General features: G+C 63.5%; 27 protein-coding genes, 1 pseudogene and 1 riboswitch. Of the genes and pseudogenes, 6 read left to right on the plus strand and 22 right to left on the minus strand.

Going from position 1 to position 24,360, the window contains the following annotated elements; translation table 11 throughout:
• Positions 1–825: 825 nt before the first annotated feature.
• The 3 genes from JKP78_RS17260 to JKP78_RS17270 all read left to right on the plus strand — a co-directional run bounded on the left by JKP78_RS17260 (position 826) and on the right by JKP78_RS17270 (position 3,210).
• The gene (locus JKP78_RS17260) at positions 826–1,050 is read left to right on the plus strand and encodes a hypothetical protein (protein ID WP_003257337.1); all 225 of its coding nucleotides are present in this window, start codon (positions 826–828) and stop codon (positions 1,048–1,050) included.
• Between the two features lie 249 nt (positions 1,051–1,299).
• Positions 1,300–1,782, plus strand: coding sequence for a hypothetical protein (locus JKP78_RS17265; RefSeq protein WP_186689593.1), 483 nt, complete (start codon positions 1,300–1,302; stop codon positions 1,780–1,782).
• Positions 1,783–1,929: 147 nt separating this feature from the next.
• Positions 1,930–3,210, plus strand: coding sequence for an OmpP1/FadL family transporter (locus JKP78_RS17270; protein WP_186689594.1), 1,281 nt, complete (start codon positions 1,930–1,932; stop codon positions 3,208–3,210).
• A gap of 42 nt (positions 3,211–3,252) precedes the next feature.
• Here the strand turns inward: JKP78_RS17270 and JKP78_RS17275 are convergent, their stop codons facing one another.
• The gene (locus JKP78_RS17275) at positions 3,253–4,182 is read right to left on the minus strand and encodes a LysR family transcriptional regulator (protein WP_186689595.1); all 930 of its coding nucleotides are present in this window, start codon (positions 4,180–4,182) and stop codon (positions 3,253–3,255) included.
• A gap of 115 nt (positions 4,183–4,297) precedes the next feature.
• On the opposite strand from JKP78_RS17275, the gene JKP78_RS17280 reads away from it, so the two are divergent.
• A complete protein-coding gene (locus JKP78_RS17280; RefSeq protein WP_186689596.1) occupies positions 4,298–4,558 on the plus strand; it encodes a DUF2798 domain-containing protein in 261 nt (86 codons plus the stop codon).
• A gap of 190 nt (positions 4,559–4,748) precedes the next feature.
• On the opposite strand, the gene JKP78_RS17285 is transcribed toward JKP78_RS17280, so the two are convergent.
• From JKP78_RS17285 to cobO, 15 genes and pseudogenes are all read right to left on the minus strand, one after another.
• Positions 4,749–5,300: a glutathione peroxidase gene (locus tag JKP78_RS17285; RefSeq protein WP_186689597.1), complete on the minus strand. Its 552-nt coding sequence runs from the start codon at positions 5,298–5,300 to the stop codon at positions 4,749–4,751.
• Between the two features lie 46 nt (positions 5,301–5,346).
• Positions 5,347–5,469, minus strand: coding sequence for a hypothetical protein (locus tag JKP78_RS25235; RefSeq protein WP_264081902.1), 123 nt, complete (start codon positions 5,467–5,469; stop codon positions 5,347–5,349).
• Positions 5,466–6,668, minus strand: a complete 1,203-nt coding sequence (locus tag JKP78_RS17290; protein ID WP_189665877.1) for an MFS transporter — start codon at positions 6,666–6,668, stop codon at positions 5,466–5,468. Before JKP78_RS17290 ends, JKP78_RS25235 begins: the two co-directional genes overlap by 4 nt.
• A gap of 63 nt (positions 6,669–6,731) precedes the next feature.
• Positions 6,732–7,136: a MarR family winged helix-turn-helix transcriptional regulator gene (locus JKP78_RS17295; protein ID WP_170028735.1), complete on the minus strand. Its 405-nt coding sequence runs from the start codon at positions 7,134–7,136 to the stop codon at positions 6,732–6,734.
• A gap of 62 nt (positions 7,137–7,198) precedes the next feature.
• A pseudogene (locus tag JKP78_RS17300) lies at positions 7,199–8,313 on the minus strand (glycoside hydrolase family 5 protein).
• 198 nt (positions 8,314–8,511) lie between these two features.
• The gene (locus tag JKP78_RS17305; RefSeq protein ID WP_186689601.1) at positions 8,512–9,234 is read right to left on the minus strand and encodes an adenosylcobinamide-GDP ribazoletransferase; all 723 of its coding nucleotides are present in this window, start codon (positions 9,232–9,234) and stop codon (positions 8,512–8,514) included.
• A 1-nt stretch (position 9,235) separates the two neighbouring features.
• Positions 9,236–9,802, minus strand: a complete 567-nt coding sequence (gene cobC / locus JKP78_RS17310) for an alpha-ribazole phosphatase family protein (RefSeq protein WP_200627064.1) — start codon at positions 9,800–9,802, stop codon at positions 9,236–9,238.
• Positions 9,799–10,854: a nicotinate-nucleotide--dimethylbenzimidazole phosphoribosyltransferase gene (gene cobT / locus JKP78_RS17315; protein ID WP_200627065.1), complete on the minus strand. Its 1,056-nt coding sequence runs from the start codon at positions 10,852–10,854 to the stop codon at positions 9,799–9,801. The genes cobC and cobT overlap by 4 nt, the downstream gene beginning before the upstream one ends.
• Positions 10,851–11,372 carry a bifunctional adenosylcobinamide kinase/adenosylcobinamide-phosphate guanylyltransferase gene (gene cobU, locus JKP78_RS17320; protein ID WP_186689603.1) on the minus strand — a complete coding sequence of 174 codons (522 nt, stop codon included), beginning with the start codon at positions 11,370–11,372 and terminating at the stop codon, positions 10,851–10,853. Before cobU ends, cobT begins: the two co-directional genes overlap by 4 nt.
• Position 11,373: 1 nt before the next feature.
• Complete coding sequence (locus tag JKP78_RS17325; protein ID WP_200627066.1) at positions 11,374–12,828, minus strand: cobyric acid synthase; 1,455 nt, start codon at positions 12,826–12,828, stop codon at positions 11,374–11,376.
• Positions 12,825–13,817 carry a threonine-phosphate decarboxylase CobD gene (gene cobD / locus JKP78_RS17330; protein ID WP_200627067.1) on the minus strand — a complete coding sequence of 331 codons (993 nt, stop codon included), beginning with the start codon at positions 13,815–13,817 and terminating at the stop codon, positions 12,825–12,827. The genes JKP78_RS17325 and cobD overlap by 4 nt, the downstream gene beginning before the upstream one ends.
• On the minus strand, positions 13,810–14,718 hold the full coding sequence (gene cbiB / locus JKP78_RS17335; RefSeq protein WP_200627068.1) for an adenosylcobinamide-phosphate synthase CbiB: 909 nt from the start codon (positions 14,716–14,718) through the stop codon (positions 13,810–13,812). The genes cobD and cbiB overlap by 8 nt, the downstream gene beginning before the upstream one ends.
• Positions 14,715–15,365, minus strand: a complete 651-nt coding sequence (gene bluB / locus JKP78_RS17340) for a 5,6-dimethylbenzimidazole synthase (protein ID WP_186689611.1) — start codon at positions 15,363–15,365, stop codon at positions 14,715–14,717. Before bluB ends, cbiB begins: the two co-directional genes overlap by 4 nt.
• The gene (locus JKP78_RS17345) at positions 15,362–16,657 is read right to left on the minus strand and encodes a cobyrinate a,c-diamide synthase (RefSeq protein WP_186689613.1); all 1,296 of its coding nucleotides are present in this window, start codon (positions 16,655–16,657) and stop codon (positions 15,362–15,364) included. Before JKP78_RS17345 ends, bluB begins: the two co-directional genes overlap by 4 nt.
• On the minus strand, positions 16,654–17,265 hold the full coding sequence (cobO, locus tag JKP78_RS17350; protein ID WP_200627069.1) for a cob(I)yrinic acid a,c-diamide adenosyltransferase: 612 nt from the start codon (positions 17,263–17,265) through the stop codon (positions 16,654–16,656). Before cobO ends, JKP78_RS17345 begins: the two co-directional genes overlap by 4 nt.
• 120 nt (positions 17,266–17,385) lie before the next feature.
• A riboswitch (cobalamin riboswitch) is annotated at positions 17,386–17,605 on the minus strand.
• 167 nt (positions 17,606–17,772) lie between these two features.
• Between cobO and JKP78_RS17355 the strand changes: the two genes are divergently transcribed.
• A complete protein-coding gene (locus JKP78_RS17355) occupies positions 17,773–18,351 on the plus strand; it encodes a hypothetical protein (RefSeq protein ID WP_170028724.1) in 579 nt (192 codons plus the stop codon).
• Positions 18,352–18,464: 113 nt separating this feature from the next.
• Here JKP78_RS17355 and JKP78_RS17360 read toward each other — a convergent pair whose 3' ends face one another.
• Positions 18,465–18,668, minus strand: a complete 204-nt coding sequence (locus JKP78_RS17360) for a hypothetical protein (protein ID WP_200627070.1) — start codon at positions 18,666–18,668, stop codon at positions 18,465–18,467.
• A 593-nt stretch (positions 18,669–19,261) separates the two neighbouring features.
• Positions 19,262–19,492 (minus strand): hypothetical protein, encoded by a 231-nt coding sequence (locus JKP78_RS25145; RefSeq protein WP_234454638.1) that lies wholly within the window; start codon positions 19,490–19,492, stop codon positions 19,262–19,264.
• Positions 19,493–19,582: 90 nt separating this feature from the next.
• Here JKP78_RS25145 and JKP78_RS17370 point away from each other — a divergent pair, with 90 nt between their 5' ends.
• Positions 19,583–20,890 carry a PQQ-dependent sugar dehydrogenase gene (locus tag JKP78_RS17370; protein ID WP_186689757.1) on the plus strand — a complete coding sequence of 436 codons (1,308 nt, stop codon included), beginning with the start codon at positions 19,583–19,585 and terminating at the stop codon, positions 20,888–20,890.
• 67 nt (positions 20,891–20,957) lie between these two features.
• Here JKP78_RS17370 and JKP78_RS17375 read toward each other — a convergent pair whose 3' ends face one another.
• The 4 genes from JKP78_RS17375 to JKP78_RS17390 all read right to left on the minus strand — a co-directional run bounded on the left by JKP78_RS17375 (position 20,958) and on the right by JKP78_RS17390 (position 24,350).
• Complete coding sequence (locus tag JKP78_RS17375; protein ID WP_170028721.1) at positions 20,958–21,491, minus strand: C40 family peptidase; 534 nt, start codon at positions 21,489–21,491, stop codon at positions 20,958–20,960.
• Between the two features lie 139 nt (positions 21,492–21,630).
• Positions 21,631–22,281, minus strand: coding sequence for a C40 family peptidase (locus JKP78_RS17380; protein WP_186689759.1), 651 nt, complete (start codon positions 22,279–22,281; stop codon positions 21,631–21,633).
• 126 nt (positions 22,282–22,407) lie between these two features.
• Positions 22,408–23,115, minus strand: a complete 708-nt coding sequence (gene hda, locus JKP78_RS17385; RefSeq protein WP_003252443.1) for a DnaA regulatory inactivator Hda — start codon at positions 23,113–23,115, stop codon at positions 22,408–22,410.
• Positions 23,116–23,276: 161 nt separating this feature from the next.
• Positions 23,277–24,350 carry an AI-2E family transporter gene (locus JKP78_RS17390; protein ID WP_186689764.1) on the minus strand — a complete coding sequence of 358 codons (1,074 nt, stop codon included), beginning with the start codon at positions 24,348–24,350 and terminating at the stop codon, positions 23,277–23,279.
• Positions 24,351–24,360: the final 10 nt, after the last annotated feature.

The raw sequence follows: 24,360 nt of genomic DNA on the forward strand, positions 1-24,360 counted from the left end.
TGAGGGCCCATTGGAACCTGTCGATTGTCGGACAGTTCATTATATTGCTGGCACGCCCGTCCTAGAGCAAGCGCTTGGGACAATCCACAGTTCCTGTGGATAACTCGGTGGACAACCCCCTACTATCCCCCGCAAACCCGCGTAGATCGGGGCTTTGGCTCAAACTGACGATTTTTTCACCAGCTGAAAATAGTGTTTTTTTTCATTGACTTAACCGCCCAGTCAAGGCATTGGCGAGTCCGTCACAGCGTGTTGCCAAGTCGTTACAAGCGCCGCACCGACTGTGAACAAGTGCACCCTGAACCCTCATTTGAGTGCACGAAAACGGAACATCCAGCCGATTGCAGACCGTTTGGCCCCTCTTCCCAGCACGCTCATTACGCGCGATACTGTTCGGCTCGCCGGAGCAAAGCGGTAAAGCTTGCCAAGCGTTGGCATTTCCGGTAAGGTGCGCCTCGTTAGTACCAAGCTGAAAGTCAATTCTGGCCTCAAGCGTCCTTGCAGACCCGCTCCCCCCAAGAGTGGCACTGCTGAAACCAGGACGGGCCCATTCGATGATTCACTCGCCAGCCTTGCGCTGTTCAGGCACGAATCACGTGACAGATTGATCAGGATCCCACCCCGACGGCCTAGAACCTTGGCCCCGGCGTGCTGCCTGCCTTCCGAAGTACCTACCAGTCAGCCCAAGCGCCCACTTTTGATTGCGCCCCCTCTGGCTGCCCTGTTCCAGTCAGGTTCGTTCGTCCCTTAATAAAGGCGTCACTGGAACGTTTCTATCATGCACGGATCCTAACTCCGTGTTTAAAGCAGGAACCTCCAAACAATATGCAAACTCATCATCAGATTCAGGCTGCCATTGGCACCCTTTCCCAGGCCTTTTCGCCGTTGAAGTGCCTGATCGTCGCCCCACGCAAGGGCAGCTTCAGCTTCACCCTGGTGGACGAACATGGCGTCGCCTGCCACACCGAGCGCCTGTATCCGGAGCAATACAGCCGCAGCGAACCGCTGCAAGCGGTTATCGCCCGTACCCGTCAGTCGCTCACCGCGTGAACCCTGAATGGTGCGGCATTCAAGCACTGAATGGCTCCATCGCAAGCCTGCCTGAACCGGCCTGGCGTAATTGCCTTAAGGCATATAGTCCGGCACGTCAGGCAGCAATCGATTTAAAAACAGCCTTTTACATCATCATTATCACACTACACTTCAACACGAGCGGCACCTGCCGCTTCCGGCGGGCCTGATCCTTCACCAGCTGCCAAGCTCCAGCGCCCGTCCGGCCCTTAACTGCTCGAGGGCATCATGGGTATCGCGGCGAATGAATTGTGTCAGTATGTGATCCGACCCACCCTGGTCTACCTGAACCGTCACAGTGCCAGCGCCGAAGCCTTGTTGCTGGGTATCGCCGCTAGCCAGTCGGCCTTGGGCGCGGCCTTGCATGACCGACGCGGGCATGGCCTGTACCGCATCGGCGAGCATCGTCACCAGGCACTGTGGGACGATTACCTGGCCCGCGACCCCGACCTGGCCAGCCTGGTCCGCGGCCTGGCCAGCCAGCACGCCTTCCTCGGCGGTCCGCACCTGGAACTCACGGTCAACCTGCGCTATTCCACCGCCATTGCCTGGATGCTCGTCGAAGAGCAGGCCACCCCCTTGCCCGCCGCCGACGACCTGCTGGCATTGGCGCGCATCTGGCGACAGATTTTCAACCCGCAAGGCCGTCTGCGCGACTTCACCCACGCCTGGCACACCTGCATAGACCGGAAATTGCCGCAAGCATCTTAAGAGGGGTCCTACAAAATACCCGGAAAAAAAGGAATTTTGGTCGGATTGTCCTACAAAACCGCGCTATCTCCGGCGATCGAGGCTATAGCGCGGCGCGTGATTTGTTGGTAGCGTTTCGCCCCGGAGATCCCAAGGAGTTTTCTAATAATGAAAAAAGTAATGCTCAAAACCTCCCTCGGCATTGCCGTTGCTCTTGCATCCAGCCAGCTGCTCGCCGCCGGGTTCGCGCTGAACGAACAAAGCATCAGCGGCATGGGAACCGGTTTTGCGGGGCGTTCGTCTTCTGCCGAAGATGCCAGCACGGTGTATGGCAACCCTGCCGGCATGTCACGCCTGAAGCGTGAACAGGTCACCGTGGGTGGCGCAGCCGTCATTGCCAAGACTGATATTTCGGGCCGTGGTAGCAATTTCGGGGGGGAAACCGATGGCGACATGGTCCCGGTCGTGGGCGTACCCATGGGTTACTACGTCAAGCCGATCGATGATCACTGGAGCGTGGGCTTCGGCGTCTACGTGCCGTTTGGCCTGATCACCGACTACGGTAGCGATGACGCGGCACGCTACTGGGGCAAGAAGAGCAAGGTCGAGGTCGTCACCTTCCAGCCAACCATCAGCTATGCCTTCAACGACAAGGTGTCGATCGGCTTTGGCCCGACCATCAACCGTATCAAGGGTGAGCTGGGCTCGAACCTGAGCAGCAAGGCGCTCCTGGGCCCCGGCGGCCCGGATGGCGAGATCAAGATCAAGGGCGACGACACCGCCATCGGTTACAACATCGGTGTTCTGGTACAAGCTACAGACCGTACCCGTCTGGGTCTGACCTATCACTCGATGGTCGACTACAAGCTTGAAGGCGATACCCGTGTTTCCTATCCGATTCCTCAGCTTGGCCTGAACGGCAAGTTCGACGCCAGCCTGAAGATCAAGACGCCGGAGTCGGTGGACTTCTCGATCACTCATGAGCTGGATGACCACTGGACACTGTACGCGGGCAGTACCTGGACGCGCTGGAGCCGCCTGGAAAGCATCGTTGTGAAGAACGAAGCACCGGCGGGTTACCCGCTGCAGACCATCACCGAAGAGCAGAACTGGCATGACACCTGGGCCCACGCCATTGGCGCGGCCTACAAGGTCAACAAGGAGTGGACCCTGCGTGCAGGCTTCTCGGTCGACCAGTCGCCCACCAACAACCACGATCGCTCGCCACGCATTCCGACTGGCGATCGTAAAGCGGTCAGCTTTGGTGCCGGCTGGAGCCCGAACGATGACATGACCATCGATGTGGCCTACTCGTACCTGTGGGAAGAGGATACCAAGGTCAACAATGTGTCGGGCTCTCCGTCCCAACAGCTGTTGAAAGGTACCTACCAAGCCAAGTATGAGAACAGCGCTCACGGTATTGGTGCTTCCCTCACCTACCGTTTCTGATTCGTACGCGTTACATGAAAAACCGCCCGCGTGGCGGTTTTTTCATGCCTGCAATTGCCAGCTGTCACCCAGGCATTCGCGCAGGTAGTCCATGAACACACGCACTTTCGCGGTCATGGCAAAACGGTCGGCCAGGCACAGGTAGATATCCATTGGTTCAGTCTGGGCATAGGCCTGGCCCTTGTCGCTGTATTCGAACAACGGCACCAGCGCGCCGGAGGCCAGGTGCGGCTGCACGATGAACTCGGCCAAGCGGGTGATGCCACCATCGTGCAGTGCCATCTGGGTCAGGGCATCGATGTCATCGCTGATCAATACGCTACCGAACTCGGCCTCGAAACGCAGCCCGTCACGCATGAATCCCCAGCGCAGGAAGCGCCCATCCACGGGGTAGCGAAACACCAGGCAACGGTGATCACGCAAGGCTTCGGGCGTGCCTGGCACGCCGGCGCTGCGCAGGTAACCGGGTGAGGCACAGCAAATGAACGGTATACGGGCAATGTGGCGGGCCAGCAGTTGGTCTTCCAGCTGTGGAGCAATGCGCAGGCTTACATCCACGTCTTCCCGCGCATGGTTGACCCGGCGATCAGTCGTTACCAGTTCTATCGACAGCATGGGGTAGCGGGCACTGAACGCGGGTATCAGCGGTGCCAGCACGTGGCGGCCGAAGGCGGAGGTCGAGGCAATGCACAAACGCCCCTGGGGCTCGCTGTCGGGGGTAGTAATGGCTTGTTCGGCCAGGGCCAGGTCGCGTTCGATGTGCCTGACACGCTCGTAGTACTGGGCGCCGGCGGGGGTCAGCGCCATGCTGCGGGTGGTGCGGCTGAGCAGGCGTACCTGAAGGTGGCCTTCCAGGCGTGCCAGGTTCTGGCTGACTGCAGCCGGGCTCAGGCCCAAGTTGCGGGCGCCGGCGGCGATGCTGCCGGCTTCGACCACCTTGATGAAGCTGCGGATGGCATTGAGCAGGTCCATGCGTGGCCCTTGGATTCGTAAGAGTCTCTTTATAAAGAACTCAATACGGCTGGTCTACAGCGGCTGACAGGTACGTTGCTAACCTGCGCCTCCCACCCAACCTTGAGGAGTTCACATGAGCAACCTGTCGCAGGCGCGCGGCCGACGCAAACTACATCCGGGTGCCACGCCCTATGTTTTTGCCTTCTACATGTCGTCGATCATGGCGCTGTTGATGTGCTTCGTGATTACTGCGGCGAATGCGGGGGTCAACCCGGAGTACCTGGGTAATGTGCTTAAGGCCTATCGATTGGCGATGCCGGTGGCGTTCGTTTGCGTATTGATGGTCAGGCCGTTGGTAGTGCGGTTGGTGGCGATGACGGTGCAGGCGAAGTAACACGCCACCCGGGCACATAACCCGCTTTTGACTTTGCTCTTGCTCTTGCTCTTGATCTTGATTCTGATCTTGATCCTGATCTTGATCTTCGCGACTTCAGGAGGCCGAACGAAGGGCTCCTGAAGTCGCATTCGGCGGCGCCTGGACTACTGCGCGCTTAGAAGCAAGAGCAAGAGCAAGAGCAGTTACATTACTGTTGCGAAGCGATGGCCTTTTCAATGGCAGCGCGGAATTCTGGGTCATCCGGTTTGGTCAGGCTGGAAAAGTTGCCGATCACCTTGCCCTTGCGATCGATAACGTACTTGTAGAAATTCCACTTCGGCGCACTGCTCTGGCTGGCCAGTTCGACGAACAGCGGAATCGCATCCTTGCCCCGCACCGGCTGCGCCTTGGTCATGGTGAAGGTGACACCATAGTTGGCATAACAGACCTTGGCCGTCTTCTCGCTATCGGCATCTTCCTGCTTGAAGTCGTTGGAGGGCACACCAAGCATTTCCAGGCCCTGTTGGTGATACGCCTTGTATGTCGCCTCCAGCCCCTCGAACTGCGGTGCAAAGCCACAATAGCTGGCCGTATTGACCACCACCAGCGGCTTGCCGGCAAAGCGCTGGCACAGGTCGACCTGCCCCTTGCCCCGCAACTCCGGCAGGCTGCCTTGCAACAAGGCCGGGCAATCGGCAGCCCAGCTCGAAGCGCTGCCAAGCAGGGCCAGCACCAACACCGTCAACCAATGTGCACGCATGGTTCGTTTCTCCTGCAAAACAATCCTTGAGCTTGCAGGGTAGCGCCTAACAAACACTCATGCCCAGTTGCATCAACGCCATCCCGCCCTGGTGCCAGCCCCACCAGACCAACACCAGCAGCAACAACGCGGCAACGGCCAGCAGCCCGCGGCCCAGGTAGCGGTTCATGCGGCCTGGGCCTGCAGGCGGGCGACCGGCCGCTCACGCACAGGCCAGCTCAGGGCGGCGGCCAGCAGGCTGAGCAGGATGGAAATCTGCCAGACCAGGTCGTAGCTCCCGGTACGGTCATACACCACCCCACCCAACCAGCCCCCCAGAAACGCACCCAGCTGGTGGAATAGGAAGACGATACCGCCAAGCATGGACAGGTTGCGCACGCCGAACAGCGTGGCCACGGTACCGTTGGTAAGCGGCACCGTGGACAGCCACAACAGGCCCATGGCAATGCCGAACAGGTAGGCGCTGAACGCACTCACCGGCGCCCAGAGGAACAGCACGATGACCACCGCACGCAGCAGATACAACCCGGTCAGCAAGCGCGGCTTGGACATGCGCCCGCCCAGCCAGCCCGCGGTGAACGTACCGACGATGTTGAACAGGCCGACCAGCGCCAGCACCGTGGTCCCGGTGGTCGCGGGCAGATGCTGGTCAACCAGGTAGGCCGGCAGGTGCACGCCAATGAACACCACCTGGAAACCGCAGACGAAGAAGCCCAGGGCCAGCAGCCAGAAGCCGGAATGCGAACACGCTTCGTGCAAGGCCTGGCCCAGGGTCTGTTCCGTGCCATGGCTGGGCAGCGGGCGGTCGCGCAGCATGCCGACGAAAGGCACGATCAGTGCAACCAGCAGGCCCAGCACCAGCAGTGCAGCGGACCAGCCCAGCCACTGGATCAGGCCAAGGGTCCCCGGCAGCATGGCGAACTGGCCGAAAGAGCCGGCGGCGCTGGCAATCCCCATGGCCATGCTGCGCTTGTCTGCCGGCACGGCACGCCCGACGACACCGAGAATGACCGAGAACGAAGTGCCGGACAGGCCGATGCCGATCAGCAAGCCAGCACTCAGCGACAGCGACCAGGCCGAGTCGGCCATACCCATCAGGACCAAGCCGGTGGCGTAGAGAATACCGCCGATGATCACCACCCGCGCCGCACCAAGGCGGTCGGCCAGCGCACCGGCAAAGGGTTGTGCCAAGCCCCAGATCAGGTTCTGCAAGGCGATGGCAAAGGCGAACACCTCACGCCCCCAACCGAAGTCGGCGCTCATCGGCGCCAGGAACAGGCCGAAGCCATGCCGCACACCCAAGGACAGTGCCAGGATCAACGCTGCCCCCAACAGTACCCACCCGCTGGTTCGCCACACCGAAGTCATTGTCGTTATCTCCAGCACATCGCAAGGTTTTACGGGTATATACCCGCTTAAGGTCGTATCAATTCAAGCCAGTAGGCCCAGCAAGCGCACCAGTTCATCCCGCTGCCCTGCTCCCAGGCGTTCCACCAGTTCGGCCTGGGCTCGCTCCCAGGCCGGATAGGCGGCGCGCAGCAGCTGCGTAGCGGCGTCGGTCAATAACACGACGCGGTTGCGCTGGTCATCACCATCGGCCAAGGCCACCAACCCTTCAGCCTCCAGCACCCGCAAGTTGCGGCCCAGGGTACTGCGTTCCAGGCCCATGGCTTCGGCCAGGGTGGTAATACTAGGCCGGTCGAGCCGCTGCAGATGACGTAGCAGGGAAAACTGCGCGACATTGATCCCGAAGCCGGCAAGGGCCTCGTCGTAATGCCGGCTCACCCCACGGGCGGCACGACGCAGATGGGTACAGATGCATTCACTGGTCAGCATGGATAGGTGTATATACCCGCATAATGAGCGTTGCAAGATATTTCGTAGTTTGCCGATGACCCTCACTCCGGGTTCAAGCGTTTGCGGATCGGTTCGAATTCCGCGCTGGCCTTGCGCGACAACGGGTCCGGAGCCCCCTGTTCGATCGCCTGCCAGTACCGCCATGGGACCTTGCCGAGCCCAGTTCGTAGTCCATGCCATCCCAGCTGTCTTCGCGAAAACTGTAGAACGCCCAGTGCAAGCGGTTGTGCTCCAGCACGCCGAGCACGTCTTCCAGGTATCGCCGGCACCCCGGCAGCCTGCGCATGCAGCCAAACTCAGCCACCACCAGGCGCTCGCGTGGCACCTTCATGGTTTCGGCCCAATCGAGCGGTTGCCCCAGGTACTGGGCCACCCGTTGGCCATCCCACTGCTGTATCTGCCCTGCGAACGGTGCCGGGCCGGGGTAAGCGATGGGGCGCTTGCGCTTCATGTTCGACGCACTGGTGACCGTGTAGGGCTCGTACATGTGCACGCTGTACAGCACCCGCTGGTCGTCCAAGGGGGCTGGCCAGTAATCAAAGGCGTCGGCGGCCGCATACCAACCAGCATCGACCATGACCGGTGTCACGGCATCTTGCTCACGAATGGCCGCTATCAGTTATTGATACAGCGCCGGCAGATCACGCGCGCTACCCCGCGCTTGCGCGTACCACTGCTGCATCTGCCTGGCGTCGGCATGCTCGGCCAGGCCGCCGTGTTTCTCCGGCGCGGGTTCATTGATCAGGTTGTAGGCCGCGATGGCCGGATGAGCCTTTAGCTCACGGGCCATATCGCGCCAGAATGCGGCAGCCTGCACCCAGTAGCGTTTGTCCTGCCACAGGCGGTCGTCGAACCGGCCCTGGTTGTTTTGCGACCAGCGCATGCCGGGCAGCGAGAGCGGTGCGATAACTACCTTGAGCCCCGCCTGGTGGGCTCGGTCGAGTGCGGTACGCAGGGTGGCCAGGTCGGCTGCGGGCAGGCCCTGATAGGCATCGGCATCGCCAAGCAGGAAGTCACGTCCTGCCGGCTGCCATTTGTCGTAGGACAGCCGCACCCAAGTCGCGCCATAACCACGCAAGGCATCGAAGTAGGCTTGATCGGGAGGCAGCCGGTTGAAGCTGTTGCCACCGTGGCGAGGGGTGTCCCAGAACGCAATGAGATCCGCAGCGGCTACAACAGGCCCGACGACCAGCAATACAACCCCAAGAATGACGTGACGCATGCGTCCCCTCCTCGCACGTTAGCGGAAGGTCGAGCATACGCCAGTGAGCGATAGCACCTTCTGCCAAGCTTTTTCAGGAGGTTACCGGCACGTTCAGCTCGGAAAGCGCCTACAGAAACGTCTTGGGCGCTACTACAGGCCCAACGCCAATCCCAGCACAACGCCCAGTTCGAGCAACTCCAGCAACGCGCCAGCGGTATCTCCGGTGGTGCCACCGAGGCGCCGACACATCAGCTGCCGCAGCCAACCGAATATGGCCAGCGCCAGCACCACGATCCACCCGCTCAGGACCAGGCAGAAGAGCGCACAACCCAGCAGCACCCAAGCGGCCGCCGCCCGGGGCAGATGCTCGGCCAGCGCTTGTCCCAGACCGCCCGGGCGCACGTAGGGCGTACTCAGGAACAACCCGAGCATCGCCGCCCGCCCGATCAGCGGTGCCAGCAGCAACTGCACCCCGCTACCCTGCTCGACCAGTACCCACAGGGCACAGAACTTCAGCAATAGCACCAAGACCAGGGTGACCACGGCAATCGGCCCGCTGCGCGGGTCTTTCATGATCTGCAGGGTACGCTCGCGGTCGCCGAAACCGCCCAGCCAGGCATCGGCGCTGTCAGCCAGCCCATCCAGGTGCAAGGCACCGCTGAGCAGCACCCACAATGTCAGCAGCAAAGCTGCATGCAGCGGTGCCGGGGCCGCCTGCAGCAGGTGGCTGGCCAGCCACAGCAACAGGCCGAACAGCAACCCTACCAGCGGGTAGCACAACAACGAACGCCCCACTTCACGCGGTGCCGGCATGCCCGGCAGGCGCACCGGCAAGCTGCTGAGAAACTGCAAGGCAATCCAGAACGGCAACATCTCAGCGCCCTTCGATCCAGTGGCCGTCATCACCCGGCAGCAGCCGCATCAATGCAGCGTGGCCGACCTCTACCTGCAGCAGCTGGGCCCTTGGCAAGCCACGGGCACGGGCCAGCAACAGCCGCATCACGCCGCCATGGGTGATCAGCAACACACGCTTGCCGGCATGCTCATGGCGCAGCCGCTCGACAGCCGCCAATACACGCTCGGCAAACACCGCGACCGGCTCACCATTGGGCGGGGTAAACCCGTATGGGTCTGCCCAGAAGCGCCCCAGTGCATCCGCCTGGTGTTCCATGATCTGCGCCGCGCTGCGGCCTTCCCAGTCACCGAAATGCAGCTCCTGCAGGGCCGGCTCAAGCTGCACCGGCAGGTTCAAGCGGGCACCCAGTTCATCGGCAAAACGCGCACAACGCTGCAGCGGCGAACTGACCAGCACCTGCCACGGGCCAGCTTCAGCCACCGCATTGCGCATCTGCGCCCAACCCTTGTCGGTCAGGACATCGTCAAGGCTGCCACGCAGGCCGCCATGCTCTGTCTCACCATGGCGCAACAGGTCGAGAATCATGCCGGGCGGTCCGCCACTGCTGCTTCGGCAAAGGTCGCCATCTGCCCATGCAGGGCACAGGCCAGGCGCAACAACGGCACAGCCAGGGCAGCACCACTGCCCTCGCCCAGGCGCAGGCCCAAAGCCAGCAACGGTTCGGCCTGCAATGCGGCCAGCACCGTCTTGTGCCCAGGTTCTGCGCCCTGGTGGGCGAACAGCAGCCAGGCCCGGCACTGCGGGTTGAGGCGCACCGCCAGCAGCGCGGCAACGCTGCAGATGAAGCCGTCCACCAGCACCGCGATACCCGCCTGCGCGCAGCCCAGGTAGGCACCCGCCAACGCAGCGATCTCGAAACCACCCACGCAGCCCAGTGCCTGCAATGGCGCTTCGGCGCGCAGGTCATGCAGGCGCAGTGCCCGCTCGATGACCTCCGCCTTGTGCCGCACACCGGCGTCATCCAGGCCGGTGCCCGGGCCGCTCAGCTCGACAGCCGGGCAGCCCAGCAGCACGCTGGCCAGGGCTGCGGCGGCGGTGGTGTTGCCAATGCCCATCTCGCCGCCAATGAACAACTGCGCGCCCTGTTCGGCAGCGCGCAGCGCGCTGTCGCGGCCGGCCTGCAGAGCCGCCTGCAACTGGCCCTCGGTCATCGCGGGCTGGCGGGCGAAGTTGGCCGTGCCGGCGCCCAGGCGCAGATGGCGTACGCCAGGCAGCTGCAGATGCGGGTCGATGGTACCCAGGTCGATCACTTCCAGGCTGGCCTGCAGCTGGCGCGCCAGCACGCTGATTGCCGCGCCGCCGCCGACGAAGTTGCGCAGCATCTGCCCGGTCACCGCTTGCGGATAGGCCGAGATACCCTCTTCGACCACGCCGTGATCACCGGCAAAAAGGCTGATGGCAAGCTGCTCCAGGCTTGGCCGTTCACGCCCTTGCAGGCCCGCCAGCTGAATGGCCAGGCCTTCCAGCTGGCCGAGTGAACCGGCAGGCTTGGTCAGCTGCTGCTGGCGGGCGCGGGCCTGGTCCATGGCGGCGGTGTCGAGGGGTTGGCAGGCGTCACGCCACCAGGCTTGAGTCATAGTGCAGGTCCTTTGAGCATTAGGGGCAGGCCAGCCACGGTGAGCACCACGCGCTGGCAGCGTTCGGCCACGGCCTGGTGCAGCCAGCCGGCCAGGTCGACATAGCGCCGGGTCAGCTCGCCCATGGGCACGACGCCCAGGCCGGTTTCGTTACTGACCAGGATGACAGTGCCCGGCAGTTGCTCCAGGCAGGCCAGTAGCGCATCACGTTCCTCGGCCAGGCGCTGGTCGTCTTCGAGCATCAGCAGGTTGGTCAGCCACAGGGTCAGGCAATCCACCAGCAGGCAGCGCCCTTCGGCCGCTTCGGCGCGCAGCACGGCGGCCAGGGCCAGGGGCTCTTCGATCAGGCCCCAGTCTGCCGGGCGCCGCTGGCGGTGCAACTGCACACGGGTATTCATTTCACCGTCCAGCGGCTGGCTGGTGGCGATGTAGGTCACTGGCTGGCCGCTGCTGTTGGCCAGTTGTTCGGCCAGGCGGCTCTTGCCGGAGCGGGCACCGCCGAGGATCAGGTTACGCATGTCAGGCCACTCCACACAGCTGGCGCAGGCGCGCGGTGTCCAGATGGTTTTCCACCAGGTCGGCCAGGCGCTCGATATCGCGTTCGCGCAGGGCCTGGTAATCGACGCGCTGCACGTCCTCCAGGCCAGCCCAGCGCAGCAGCGCCGCGCACGACTGGCTGCCTTCGAACAGGCCGTGCAGGTAAGTGGCCAGCACCTGGCCATCGGCACTGACAGCACCATCGCAACGGCCATCGGCAAGCTGCACGGCAGGCCGCTCCAGGGCAGGCCCGCGGGTGACGCCAGCGTGAATTTCATAACCGGCAACCGGGGCTGCTTCAAGGCTCAGCGTACCGGCAACGTTGCGCAGTTGCTTGTCGGCTTCGAGCACCGTGGCGTAATCGAACAGGCCAAGCCCGGGGCTCGAGCCGGCAGCGCCTTCGAGGCCGAGCGGGTCATGCACTTCGCGGCCAAGCATCTGCAGGCCACCGCAGATTCCGATCAGCTTGCCGCCATAGCGCAGGTGCCGCTCGATGGCCTTGTCCCAACCGCGTTCGCGCAGTTGCGCCAGGTCGCCGCGCACGCTTTTCGAGCCCGGCAGGATGATCAGGTCGGCAGCCGGGATCGGCTGGCCCGGGCCAATGAACTGCAGGTCCACCTGCGGGTGCAGGCGCAGCGGGTCGAAGTCGGTGTGGTTGCTGATACGTGGCAGCACCGGGACGATTACCTTGAGCACGCGCCCGGCCTTGGCTCCCTGGCGAGCATCGATGCCGTCCTCGGCTTCCAGGTGCAGGTCGCTGACATACGGCAGCACACCCAGCACCGGTTTGCCGGTGCGCTGTTCCAGCCAGTCCAGCCCCGGCTGCAGCAAGCCGATGTCGCCGCGGAAACGGTTGATGACGAAGCCCTTGACCCGCGCCTGTTCGCTGGCTGACAGCAACTCCAGCGTGCCCACCAGGTGGGCGAACACGCCGCCGCGGTTGATGTCGGCGACCAGGATCACCGGGCAGTCCACCGCTTCGGCAAAGCCCATGTTGGCAATGTCGCCGGCACGCAGGTTGATTTCCGCTGGCGAACCCGCACCCTCGACCATGACCACCGGCCAGCCAGCGCTCAGGCGCTGGTGCGAGGCCAGCACCGCCTGCATGGCGATGGCCTTGTAGTCGTGATAGGCCACCGCGTTCATGCTGGCGACGGCACGACCATGAATGATGACCTGGGCGCCGGTGTCGCTGTTGGGTTTGAGCAGCACCGGGTTCATGTCGGTGTGCGGTTCCAGCCGGCAGGCCTGGGCCTGCACTGCCTGGGCCCGGCCGATTTCACCGCCGTCGGCAGTCACTGCGCTGTTCAGCGCCATGTTCTGCGGCTTGAACGGCACCACGCCGACCCCCTGGCGCAACAGCCAGCGGCACAGTGCGGTCACCAGCGTGCTCTTGCCCGCGTCGGAGGTGGTGCCTTGCACCATGAGGGTGGTCATGCCGTTTCCTTCTGATAGGCCGCCAGGGCCTGGGCCAGGCGCAGTTCATCTGCTTCACAGGCAGGCAGCCCCAGGCGTAGTGCCGGCGGCTGTTCGAACAGGCGTACCAGGATGCCACGGCGAGCGAGAAAATCATGCAATTGCGCAGCGTGCTCGCAGCGCACGTACTGGAACAGATCGCAACCGCCGCTGGGCGTCAGGCCGGCGCGGTCCAGCATCACGGCCAGCCGCTGGCTGGCGGCGGCGCAGCGTTCAACCTGCAGGCGCTGGCGGGCGTGGTCAGCCAGGCTGGCCTGGGCCAGTACCCGGGTCGGGCCGTTGACGGTCCACGGGCCGAGCAACTCGGCCAGGCGCAGCAACAGGCTGCGTTCGGCGGCGACAAAGCCCAGGCGCACGCCCGCCAGGCCGAAGAACTTGCCGAATGAGCGCAGCACTATCAGGCCCGGGCGATCGGCATGGCCAATCACGCTGTCGGCCGGGGTGTTGTCCATGAACGCTTCGTCGACCAGCAGCCAGCCATTGCGGGCAGACAGGCGCGCGTGCCATTCCAGCAGACGTTCAGGTGGCACCCGGTGGCCGGTTGGGTTGTTCGGGTTGACCAGCACCAGCACGTCGAGGTTGTCGAGCATCGCCTCGACCTTGGCTTCGTCCAGCTCCAGCAACTGGTGCCCCGCCCGCTGCCAGGCGTACGGGTGCTCGGCATAGCACGGTGCGAGCACGCCCACACGACACGCTGTGCGGAGCAACGGCAGGGCCTGGATCGCGGCCTGCGAACCGGCTACCGGCAGCAATTGGCGGGCGCCGTAGTACGCGCGTGCGGCCTGCTCCAGGCCGTCCTCGGTTTCTGGCAGACGAGCCCAGGCCTCCAGCGGAATCGGCGGGATCGGAAAAGACCACGGCGCAATGCCACTGGACAAGTCCAGCCAGTGTTCCCGGGCGATGCCATATTGCCGCACCGCACGCAGCAGGCGGCCACCATGTTCAAGCATTGATGTAAGCCCCCAGGCAGATAACCAGCAGCCACAGCCACACCCCGCGCTGCACCAGCCCCCAGCCACGCTCGATGGCCTCGGCATCGGCCACTGGCCCGTCACCCAGGCGCGGTCGCTCGTGCAGCTCACCGTGGTACACCGCCGGCCCACCCAGTTCCACGCCCAGCGCGCCCGCACCGGCGGCCATCACCGGCCCGGCGTTGGGGCTGTCCCACAGCGGGCCCTGCTGGCGCCAGCAGGCCAGGGCCAGGCGGGTCTTGCCCAGCAGTGCATAGGTCAGCGCCACCAGCCTGGCGGGGATATAGTTGAGCACGTCGTCGACACGCGCTGCGCACCAGCCGAAGCGTTCGAAACGTTCGTTGCGGTAGCCCCACATGGCGTCGAGCGTGTTGCTCAGGCGATACAGCACCACCCCCGGCGCGCCGGCCACGACGAACCAGAACAGTGCGGCGAACACTGCATCACTGCCGTTTTCCAGCACCGACTCGGTGGCCGCCCGGGCCACGGCGGGCTCGTCCAGCTCGCGGGTTTCGCGGCTGACCAGGAAGCCCACGCGGCGCCGCGCTTCCTCCAGGTCGCCCTGGCGCAAGGCATTGGCGACCGGCAGCACGTGCTCGCCCAGGCTGCGCAGGCCAACGGCGCAGTACAGCGCCAGCATGTCGACCAGCCAGCCGATATACGGCAACCAGGACAGGACCAGGGCCACCAGGGTCAATGGGACCACCGCCAGGAACCACGCGCTCACCCCGTGGCTGCGCCAGCCGCGCCCGCCGGTATTCAGGCGCCGCTCGAGGTTGCTGGCCATGTTGCCAAAAGCCACCAGCGGGTGACGCCGCTGCGGTTCGCCCAGCAAGGCATCCAGGGCCACCCCGGCCACGGTCAGCAAGGCCACGCTCATTGGCGCTCTCCCCATTGGTTCTCGAACAGCATTTCGCTCAAGGGCCGTTCCTCGGCCCAGTTTTCCAGCACCAGCATCGGTGCCGGGTAGAACTCGGTCACCGGGCCCAGGCACAGTACCGCGACCGGCTTGGCTCCGGCCGGCATGCCCAGCAGCGCAGCCAAGGCCTGCGGGTCGAACAGCGACACCCAGCCCATGCCCAGCCCTTCACCACGGGCCGCCAGCCACAGGTTCTGGATAGCGCAGGCCAGCGAGGCCAGGTCCATTTCCGGCAGGGTGCGGCGGCCGAAGATATGGGGTTCGCGGTTGTCCATCAGCGCGGCCACCAGCAATTCGGCGCAGTCGTTGATACCTTCCACCTTCAGTTTCATGAAGGCGTCGGAGCGTTCGCCCAGGGCCTCGGCAGTCCGCACCCGTTCGGCTTCCACCAGCGCCTGGATCTGTGCGCGCAGGTCACGCCGGCTGATACGGATGAATCGCCAGGGTTGCATCAGGCCTACGCTGGGCGCCTGGTGCGCAGCGGCAAGCAGGCGGCCGAGCAGCTCCGGAGCCACCTCGCCAGCGGCGAAGTGGCGCATGTCCCGGCGCTCGCCGATGGCGCGGTAGATCGCGGCACGCTCGGCGTCGCTGTATGCGTGTTCGCTCATGGTCGCAACAGCGCCGCCACCGCATCCGGATTGGAGGGAAAGTAGAAGTGCACGTAGGAAGCCGTCAGCCGCCCCAGGCGGTACACCGCTTCATTGCCACGCCCACCGTTGGGGCTCAGGCCACGGGCGATCGGTTCCAGCGCGGTACGGGTCAGCGAATGGTGATAGGTGTGCCCGCGCAAGGTGCCTTCGGGGAGTTCCACCGCCTGCAGCGCCAGGGCCGCCAGGCGCTTCTGCATGGTCGCTTCGCCGGGCAGCAGGCCGAGCAACTCGGCACGCTCGCCAGCCACATCGGTCAGGGCATCGAGCAGGTACAGCATGCCGCCGCACTCGGCCAGCAACGGTTTGCCCTGGGCGTGATGAGCCCGGATCGCCGCGTTCATCGGCGCATTGGCGGCAAGGGCGTGATGGTGCAGCTCGGGATAACCACCCGGCAGGTACAGGCTGTCCACCGTCGGCAGTTCGCGATCATGCAACGGCGAGAAGAACTCGAGTTGGGCACCGAGTTTGCGCAGCAAATCGAGATTGGCGCCATAGATGAAGGCAAAGGCTTCGTCCCGCGCCACGCCGATACGCACCCCAGCCAGCGAGGCGTTGCAGCTGTATGGTACGGGTTCGGCGAACGCCACCGGCGGTGGCAAGGCAGCGTCGCAGCTAGCGCCGAGCGCTTCGGCAGCGGCGTCCAGACGGGCATCCAGGTCATTCAGTTCACTGGCCTGGACCAGCCCCAGGTGGCGGCTGGGCAGTTCGATGCCGCGCTCGCGGGACAAACCGCCATACCAGCGCAAGCCTTCGGTCAGGCTACCTTCGAGCAATTGTGCGTGGCGCAGGCTGCCCACCCGGTTGGCCAGCACACCCGCGAATGGCAGATCGGCCTGGTAGCGTGCCAGGCCCAGGGCCAGGGCACCGAAGGTCTGGGCCATGGCCGTGCCGTCGATCACCGCCAGCACCGGGACACCGAAGTGACGGGCCAGGTCGGCGCTGGACGGGGTACCGTCGAACAGCCCCATCACCCCTTCGATGAGAATCAGGTCGGCCTCGGCGGCTGCCTCCCACAACAAACGGCGACTTTCCTCGGCACCGATCATCCACAGATCCAGCTGGTAGACCGGCGCACCGCTGGCCCGTTCGAGGATCATCGGGTCGAGGAAATCGGGCCCGCACTTGAACACCCGCACCTTGCGCCCGAGGTTGCGGTGCAGGCGGGCTAGGGCGGCGGTGACGGTGGTCTTGCCCTGGCCGGAGGCCGGTGCCGCGATCAATACGGCGGGGCAATGACGGGGCTGGCTCACAGTTCGACGCCCTTCTGTGCGCGGATACCGGCCTGGAACGCGTGCTTGAGCATGCCCATCTCGGTCACGGTGTCGGCCAGTTCGATCATTTCCGGTTTGGCGGCGCGGCCAGTCACGATCACATGCTGCATCGGCGGGCGCGCCTGGATGTCGGCCAGCACCTGGTCAAGGTCGAGGTAGCCATGCTTGAGGGCGATGTTCAGCTCATCCAGCACCACGAACTGTACGCCCGGGTCCTGCAGCAACTGACGCGACACGGCCCAGGCTGCTTCGGCGGCGGCAATGTCGCGTTGGCGGTCCTGGGTTTCCCAGGTAAAGCCCTCGCCCATCACGTGGTAACGCACCTGCTCCGGAAAGCGCCGGAAGAACAGCTCTTCGCCGGTGCTGTTGCGGCCCTTGATGAACTGCACCACACCGCACTGCATGCCATGGCCCAGGGCGCGCGCGAGCATGCCGAAGGCCGAGCTGCTCTTGCCCTTGCCATTGCCGGTCAGCACCAGCAGCAGGCCGCATTCGTTGGGGGAATTGGCGATACGTTCGTCGATGATCGCTTTCTTGCGCTGCATGCGCGCCAGGTGGCGTTCGTCGCGTCCGGTGGTCTCGCTCATCAGGGTTCTCCGCTGGCTGGCACCCCGGCAACGCGCGGCGACAGGTAATAGGCGGGCAAACGGAGAACGCGCAGGAGCCATGGCCGTCAGCCACGGTGCACCGCGCATCACCCTCCGTGATGCCGTTGGCAGTATCAGGCCGGTCTCCGGGCTTGTGAGCGGGCCTCGGCCCAGGCCAGCGCGCCTTCCCGGATGCTGGCACCCAGTGGCCCTGCGCGGCCGCGTCTCACCTACCGTTGCGGGGGCAGCGCCGGACTCGCACCTTGCTGGCGCCCACCGGCTTCCCAGTTTCACCCTGCCCAGACAGCGCTGGCAGGACACCTGAAACACGCGCGAAGGTTAGTGGGTTGTATCAGGAGCGTCAATCGAAGCGGGCTGCTTTGCAGGCGAACAGGTACCGCCCCGGTAATGGCCAATTCATCGGGTTGTGCTGTACTGCACACAGTGATATCACATAGCCATCATTTGTAGCCAAATGCGATTACAACAACAACAGGAGAGTGCCGCATGCGAGGCCAGATCATCAGAAACCCGCGCCTTGAGTTTCTAAGCCCTGTGCTGGAGCGCTGGGTTGACTGCATTGACCGTTTCAACCAGTTTGCCGGTGATGCCGAAGCGCCGCACTGGCATGGCGCAGCGGCAAATGCCGGGTTGTTGGCCGCGGCGGCTTGGCAGGCCGAGCTGGCGGCGCTGCAGCAGTTTGCGGGGAAGAAGCAGCGTGATGAAGGGGAATTCGAAGGGCGCTGCGACCTGTTGATCCGCGGTGCCGACGAAGCGTTGTACCTCAGTGTCAGCCAGCGCTGGCCAAAAATTGCCCGGCTGGACATGGCGGGGCCCCTGCAGCAGACCGCCGCTGTTGCCCACCAGGTAGCCGGCCCCAGTCAGTTGAGGGCTGGGGCGCTCTTCGTCAGCCCATGGAAGGCTGGCCAGCATGCCAGCCCGGAGGAACTGCAGGACTTGGTCGACGACTTGCAGAAACACACCGCTTGCGCGATTGCCTGGTACTTCCCGTATGCCTTGCGCAAGCTGCATAACGATCTGGGGCAGTATTTTCCGGGTGTAGCGCTGCTGATCAAGCAGGTTTGATCTGTACTGATCTCAGCCGGAAAGCAGCATTCGGCCCAACGCAGGGAGTGGAGCTGCGTCCGGTAACCGAGTTCTGTGGGTACGCCCTGCGCCACGAGGTGCCTGTCAGCCGTTCAGCTCAGAGACATACTCTCGCTCTTGCTCTTGCTCTTGCTCTTGCTCTTGCTCTTGCTCTTGCTCTTGCTCTTGCTCTTGATCTTGATCTTGATCTTGATCTTGATCTTGATCTTGATCTTGCTCTTGCTCTTGATCTTGATCTTGATCTTCGCGACTTCAGGAGGCCGAACGCAGGCCTTGCGGAGGGAGGTGACGGGCATGGATGCCCGTCAAGCGCTGAGGCCCCATGGATGGGGCCTGCAGCGCGTCCTCCCGGGAGCGAGGCCGGAGTGAGGGAACCCCGGAGCGCAGCGTAGGGGCCGGATGATAGGAGCGCAGCGTTTTTTGGTTACTTTTTGCCGCGTTTGGCAAAAAGTGACTCGCCGTAAGGGCGAAAAGGTGAGTCAGCGTCGCCATCGCCAATGGACTTTGCGCGCGATAAAAACCAGCGCTATCCCGCTTTTCGCTTTTCGCTTTTCGCTTTTCGCTTTTCGCTTTTCGCTTTCAGGCGTAGGCTTCAACAACAAGGTCAACATTCATTTTCAAAGGCGGCACTTAGTCACCTTGCCGCCCTTACGGCGGGTTACTTTTTGTCTTGGCAAAAAGTAACCAAAAACCGCCCGCTCCCATCATCCGGCCCCTACGCTGCGCTCCGGGGTCCCCTCGCTACGGGCTTGCTCCCGGGAGGACGCGCTGCAGGCCCCATCCATGGGGCCTCAGCGCTTGACGGGCATCCATGCCCGTCACCTCCCTCCGCAAGCCCTTCGCTCGGCCTCCTGAAGTCGCAATCGGCGGCGCCTGAACTATCGCGCGCTTAAAAGCAACAGCAACAGCCGAGCAACAGCAACAGCAACAGCAACAGCAACAGCAACAGCAACAGCAACAGCAACAGCAACAGCAACAGCAACAGCAACAGCAACAGCAACAGCAACAGCAACAGCAACAGCAACAGCAACAGCAACAGCAACAGCAACAGCAACAGCAACAGCATCAGCAACAGCATCAGCAACAGCAACAGCATCAGCAACAGCAACAGCATCAGCATCAGCATCAACATTAGTTGAATGGTTGCCGGAACCCGAGGCACTTCGCCGATTTCTCAGTTCCATAGGCCTTCTCCGGAGAATTGCCGTCCATGAAACACTTGATGCCTTGGCTGTTCGTCGCCAGCCTGACCGCCTGCGGCGAAACCGCCCTGCTGGATGTACACGATGGCAGTGGCCCTACCCCTCAACTGCCTGCTCCAACCAAAACGATCCTGCCCACCGTAAACATCGCCCCAGCAGTGGGATGGCCCAACGATGTCAAGCCTGAAGCAGCACCAGGCACTCAGGTGAAAGCGTTCGCCAGCGGTTTGGACCACCCCCGCTGGCTTTATCTACTGCCCAACGGCGACGTCCTGGTAGCCGAAACCAACGCTCCTCCCAAACCCGAAGACGCCAAGGGTCTGCGTGGTTGGGTGATGCAGAAGGTGATGAAACGCGCAGGCGCAGGCGTGCCCAGCGCCAACCGCATTACCCTGCTGCGTGATGCCAATCATGACGGTATCGCAGAGATCCGCAGTACTTTCATCGAAGGCCTGAATTCACCGTTCGGCATGGCATTGGTGAACAAGGACTTCTACGTAGCCGATACCGACAAGTTGCTACGTTTCCATTATGAGCCAGGGGCAATGCAGATCACCGGCGAGGGTCATGTGGTGACGGAGTTGCCCGGCGGCCCGCTGAACCATCACTGGACCAAGAATGTGATCGCCAGCCCCGACGGCAAGAAGCTCTATGTCACGGTGGGCTCCAACAGCAACGTAGGTGAAAACGGCCTGGACAAGGAGCAAGACCGTGCCGCGATCTGGGAAGTAGACCCTGCCAGTGGCCAGCACCGCCTGTTCGCCACCGGCCTGCGCAACCCCAACGGGTTGGCCTGGGAGCCACACAGCGGCGTTCTGTGGACGGCGGTCAATGAGCGCGACGAGATCGGCAGCGACCTGGTACCGGACTACATCACTTCGGTGAAGGAAGGTGGCTTCTACGGCTGGCCCTATAGCTATTACGGCCAGCACATTGACGAGCGTGTGCAACCACCTGACCCCGACAAGGTGGCCCAGGCGCTGGTACCAGACTATGCCGTGGGTCCACACACGGCATCGCTGGGGCTGGCGTTCGCCGAGCCAGGTGGGCTACCAGCCCCCTTCGAACAGGGCGCATTCGTTGGTCAGCACGGCTCGTGGAACCGCAAGCCACACAGCGGCTACAAGGTGATTTTCGTGCCGTTCGACGCATCGGGAACACCCTCGGGCCAGCCCGTGGACCTGCTCACCGGGTTTCTCAACGCCCGTGGCGAGGCCATGGGGCGCCCGGTGGGCGTGATCAATGACGGGCGCGGCGGAGTGCTGGTAGCCGATGATGTCGGCAATGTGATCTGGCGGGTGAGCAAGGCCCGATGAGCCCTGCCGGGGGCGAACCAGCGCCGGCACCTGGCGCGCCCCTACAAGGACCGCGCCAGGCTGGCATTCACGGATTCTGCGCCAGGTGGCCCGAAGGGATCACCCGCTTGGCCTGCAGGTAGGCCTTGGCCCAGTAGCTGTTGGACAGGTAGTCCAGGCGCACCGTGCCGCCTGTGGAAGGTGCATGCACGAAGCGCCCCTCCCCGACATAGATGCCGGCATGACTGACCTGCGAACCTCCGCCGGTGGCAAAGAACACCAGGTCACCGGACTGCAGCGACCCGGCATCGACTGTCGGCGCACGCATGACAATCATCTCTCGCGTCGAACGCGGCAAGCTGATGCCAGCCGCATCCCGGTAGACATACTTGATCAAGCCACTGCAGTCGAAGCCGGAATCCGGGGTATTGCCGCCCCAGCGATAAGGCGTGCCCACCAGGCCGATGGCACGTATCAACACGTCGTCGGCGATTGGCGATGGGCTGGGCTGACTGTAGGTGACCTGTGGCTGTACCACAGGGGCCGGCGCAGGCGCGCGGCTGGAGCAGGCAGCCAGCAAGGCCGCCAGGGAGATCAATGCGAAGCGCGCCATTTTTACCATGGCCAGAACATCCTGTCTGAGGTCGCGGGGCCGCAGCCGAAAAGAGTTGAGAATTTAGATTAGACGCTTTCTATAAATGCGCACGGCGGCGAGCTTTTTTCAAAGCATCGCCGCCGCGGCAGGGTACATCATTTTGCTATCAGTTGCGCGCGATATTGGTCGGCGCCATGGCCAAGGCACGCTTGGCTTCGATGAAGGTCTTGCTCCAGTAGCGGTCACCGAGGCTGTCGATGCGCACGCCACCGCTGCGGCGGCTGCTGGAGTGGATGAACTGGTTGTCACCCAGGTAGATGCCGGCATGGCTGACGCGGCCGCGGCCGTTGGTGCTGAAGAACAGCAGGTCGCCTGGCTTGAGCTTGTTGCGCGCCACTTTCGGGGCATCGACGTTGATCATTTCCCGCGTCGAACGCGGCAGGGTCACGCCCGCCTCTTCGCGGAACAGGTAGCCGATGAAACCACTGCAGTCGAAGCCGGATTTCTCCGAGGTGCCGCCGAAGCGGTAGCGGGTGCCGATCAGCGACATGCCACGCTCGAGAATGCTGTCAGCCAAGACTGGCAACTGGTAAGGCTTGCTGCTGGAGAACGCCTCCAGGTCATCTTCGGTGGCCAGCTCTTCCGGCTCGCCGAATACCGACGAGGACGAGGCTTTGGCCTTGAACGCCGATTCTGCGGCGATCGGGGTGTGATCCTGGGGCTGCTGCTCGGAATGAGAAGCCGGGCCATGGGCCGCACAGCCAAAAAGCAGGGTCACGAGTGCGAGTGGCACGAGGGGTGCGAAGCGCTTCAGCATGGGCACGACCGTGTCTGTAATCCTTTAGAAGGGTGAAACTATGCCCTCTATCATGGCCATTTGCAAATTTTATCGAAAAAGATGTGACTTTTTTGTTTTGCCGCTCTGGCCCAGCGTTTTCGGCACTTACCAGCCCAGGGTTTCCTTGAGGAACGGGATGGTCAGCTTGCGTTGCGCCTGCAACGAGGCCTGGTCGAGGCGTTCGAGCAGGTCGAACAGGGCACTCATGCTGCGTGCGCCACGGGTAAGGATGAAGTGGCCGACTTCGTCGGTAAGGTGCAGACCGCGGCGCGAAGCACGCAATTGCAGGGCGCGCAGCTTGTCTTCGTCGGACAGGCCACGCATCTGGAATACCAGGGCCAGGGTCAGCCGCGACTTCAGGTCGGGCAGCTTGATCGGCAGCTCGCGCGGCGACGCCGAGGCCGCCAGCAGCAGCCGTCGACCGCTGTCACGCAGGCGGTTGAACAGGTGGAACATGGCCTCTTCCCAGTCAGCCTTGCCGGCGATTACATGCAAGTCGTCGATGCACACCAGTTCGTACTGGGCCAGGTAGTCGAGCAACTCGACGCCGCGGTCGAGCAATTGTGCCAGGGGCAGGTACACGGCAGGCTCGCCGCGTTGCTGGAAGCGGTGGGTGGCAGCCTGCAGCAGGTGGCTACGGCCAACACCCTGCTTGCCCCACAGGTAGATAAGGCTCTCGGTCCAGCCGGCGTCGGCTTCGCATAGCCGCTCGACGTAACCCAATGCCGCAGCATTGGCGCCCGGATAGTAGTTGATGAAGGTGGCGTCATCGCGCAGGCGCACACCCAGGGGCAACTGGATCGGTGGTTTCATGCTCGCGGGCGGTCGCAGGACCGCAGGGGGCCTTTGGTGAACAATCTGCAAAGTCTATACCCGCAACGCGGGGTGCACAATCGCGGCAACCGATAGCACAAGCTAAATCAAGGAGTTGCGTGCCAAATAGGGTCTGCGCGCCGTGTAGGAGCGGCCTGGCCTCAAAGCTCCGGGTCAACGCCCCCGGCATACATCTCCGATTCCTTGTACAGGTCGTGCACATGCCGCAGCAACACCATGATCACCGCCGCCACCGGCAGCGCCAGCAGCACGCCGGTGAAGCCGAACAGTTCACCGCCGGCCAGGATGGCGAAGATCACCGCCACCGGGTGCAGGCCGATGCGGTCACCCACCAGCAACGGCGTCAGCACCATGCCTTCCAGCGCCTGGCCGACCATGAACACCGCAACGATGCCCAGCATCGGATACAAGTCGCCAGCGAACTGGAACAGTCCCGCCACCAGGGCCGCGCCGATGCCGATGACGAAGCCCATGTACGGCACGATGGCCGCCAGCCCGGCGAGCATGCCGATCAGCAGCCCCAGCTCCAGCCCCACCAGCATCAGCCCGGCCGAATAGATGACCCCCAGGGCCAGCATCACCATCAATTGCCCACGCACGAACGCCCCCAGCACTTCATGGCATTCGCCCGCCAGGCCCATCACTTGCGGCTCGCGCTGGCGCGGTAGCAGGCCACGCAGCTTGGCCATCATCCGGTCCCAGTCGCGCAGCAAATAGAAGCCCACTACCGGGATCAGCACCATGTTGGCCAGCCAGGCCATCAGCGCCAGGCCTGAAGCTGTGGCATGCGACAGCAGCATGCCGACCATGTCGGTAGTCTGGCCCATGTGGCTGCCGATGGCAGCCTTGATCCGGTCGAATTTCCAAAAACCGTCAGCCAGGCCCAGGCGGCTCTGCACCCAGGGCAGGGCCACGTGTTCGAGCCAGTCGAGCATCTGTGGCGCCAGCTCGTAGAGGCGCACCAGCTGCTTGGCCAGCAGCGGCACCAGCACCAGCAGCAAGGCCAGCAACAGTAGTGTGAACAAGCCGAACACCACGATCACGCCCCAGGTGCGCGACAGCCCCAGGCGTTCAAGGCGGTCGACCAGAGGGTCGGCCAGGTAAGCCAGCAGGATACCGATCAGGAATGGGGTGAGGATGTTGTGCAGGCTATAAAGCAGCACGGCAACCAGCAAGGCAACGCCCAGCCAGATCCAACGGCGTACGTCGGTCATGGTATGTGCA

Source organism: Pseudomonas sp. LAM2023 (assembly GCF_016620375.1).
Classification (GTDB): domain Bacteria; phylum Pseudomonadota; class Gammaproteobacteria; order Pseudomonadales; family Pseudomonadaceae; genus Aquipseudomonas; species Aquipseudomonas anuradhapurensis.

Excerpts from the sequence above, each read along its gene's own strand:
- cobT (WP_200627065.1), bottom strand. The coding sequence starts at position 10,854 with ATGACTCAAGCCTGGTGGCGTGACGCCTGCCAACCCCTCGACACCGCC.
- JKP78_RS17260 (WP_003257337.1), top strand. The coding sequence starts at position 826 with ATGCAAACTCATCATCAGATTCAGGCTGCCATTGGCACCCTTTCCCAG.
- JKP78_RS17375 (WP_170028721.1), bottom strand. The coding sequence starts at position 21,491 with ATGGTAAAAATGGCGCGCTTCGCATTGATCTCCCTGGCGGCCTTGCTG.
- cobO (WP_200627069.1), bottom strand. The coding sequence starts at position 17,265 with ATGAGCGAGACCACCGGACGCGACGAACGCCACCTGGCGCGCATGCAG.
- hda (WP_003252443.1), bottom strand. The coding sequence starts at position 23,115 with ATGAAACCACCGATCCAGTTGCCCCTGGGTGTGCGCCTGCGCGATGAC.
- JKP78_RS25235 (WP_264081902.1), bottom strand. The coding sequence starts at position 5,469 with ATGAACCGCTACCTGGGCCGCGGGCTGCTGGCCGTTGCCGCGTTGTTG.
- JKP78_RS17270 (WP_186689594.1), top strand. The coding sequence starts at position 1,930 with ATGAAAAAAGTAATGCTCAAAACCTCCCTCGGCATTGCCGTTGCTCTT.
- JKP78_RS17380 (WP_186689759.1), bottom strand. The coding sequence starts at position 22,281 with ATGCTGAAGCGCTTCGCACCCCTCGTGCCACTCGCACTCGTGACCCTG.
- JKP78_RS17265 (WP_186689593.1), top strand. The coding sequence starts at position 1,300 with ATGGGTATCGCGGCGAATGAATTGTGTCAGTATGTGATCCGACCCACC.
- JKP78_RS17280 (WP_186689596.1), top strand. The coding sequence starts at position 4,298 with ATGAGCAACCTGTCGCAGGCGCGCGGCCGACGCAAACTACATCCGGGT.
- JKP78_RS17355 (WP_170028724.1), top strand. The coding sequence starts at position 17,773 with ATGCGAGGCCAGATCATCAGAAACCCGCGCCTTGAGTTTCTAAGCCCT.
- JKP78_RS25145 (WP_234454638.1), bottom strand. The coding sequence starts at position 19,492 with ATGCTGATGCTGTTGCTGTTGCTGATGCTGTTGCTGTTGCTGATGCTG.
- cobC (WP_200627064.1), bottom strand. The coding sequence starts at position 9,802 with ATGATTCTCGACCTGTTGCGCCATGGTGAGACAGAGCATGGCGGCCTG.
- cbiB (WP_200627068.1), bottom strand. The coding sequence starts at position 14,718 with ATGAGCGTGGCCTTGCTGACCGTGGCCGGGGTGGCCCTGGATGCCTTG.
- JKP78_RS17390 (WP_186689764.1), bottom strand. The coding sequence starts at position 24,350 with ATGACCGACGTACGCCGTTGGATCTGGCTGGGCGTTGCCTTGCTGGTT.
- JKP78_RS17285 (WP_186689597.1), bottom strand. The coding sequence starts at position 5,300 with ATGCGTGCACATTGGTTGACGGTGTTGGTGCTGGCCCTGCTTGGCAGC.
- JKP78_RS17305 (WP_186689601.1), bottom strand. The coding sequence starts at position 9,234 with ATGTTGCCGTTCTGGATTGCCTTGCAGTTTCTCAGCAGCTTGCCGGTG.
- JKP78_RS17325 (WP_200627066.1), bottom strand. The coding sequence starts at position 12,828 with ATGACCACCCTCATGGTGCAAGGCACCACCTCCGACGCGGGCAAGAGC.
- JKP78_RS17295 (WP_170028735.1), bottom strand. The coding sequence starts at position 7,136 with ATGCTGACCAGTGAATGCATCTGTACCCATCTGCGTCGTGCCGCCCGT.
- JKP78_RS17275 (WP_186689595.1), bottom strand. The coding sequence starts at position 4,182 with ATGGACCTGCTCAATGCCATCCGCAGCTTCATCAAGGTGGTCGAAGCC.
- cobU (WP_186689603.1), bottom strand. The coding sequence starts at position 11,372 with ATGCGTAACCTGATCCTCGGCGGTGCCCGCTCCGGCAAGAGCCGCCTG.
- JKP78_RS17290 (WP_189665877.1), bottom strand. The coding sequence starts at position 6,668 with ATGACTTCGGTGTGGCGAACCAGCGGGTGGGTACTGTTGGGGGCAGCG.
- JKP78_RS17370 (WP_186689757.1), top strand. The coding sequence starts at position 19,583 with ATGAAACACTTGATGCCTTGGCTGTTCGTCGCCAGCCTGACCGCCTGC.
- JKP78_RS17360 (WP_200627070.1), bottom strand. The coding sequence starts at position 18,668 with ATGCCCGTCACCTCCCTCCGCAAGGCCTGCGTTCGGCCTCCTGAAGTC.
- cobD (WP_200627067.1), bottom strand. The coding sequence starts at position 13,817 with ATGCTTGAACATGGTGGCCGCCTGCTGCGTGCGGTGCGGCAATATGGC.
- bluB (WP_186689611.1), bottom strand. The coding sequence starts at position 15,365 with ATGAGCGAACACGCATACAGCGACGCCGAGCGTGCCGCGATCTACCGC.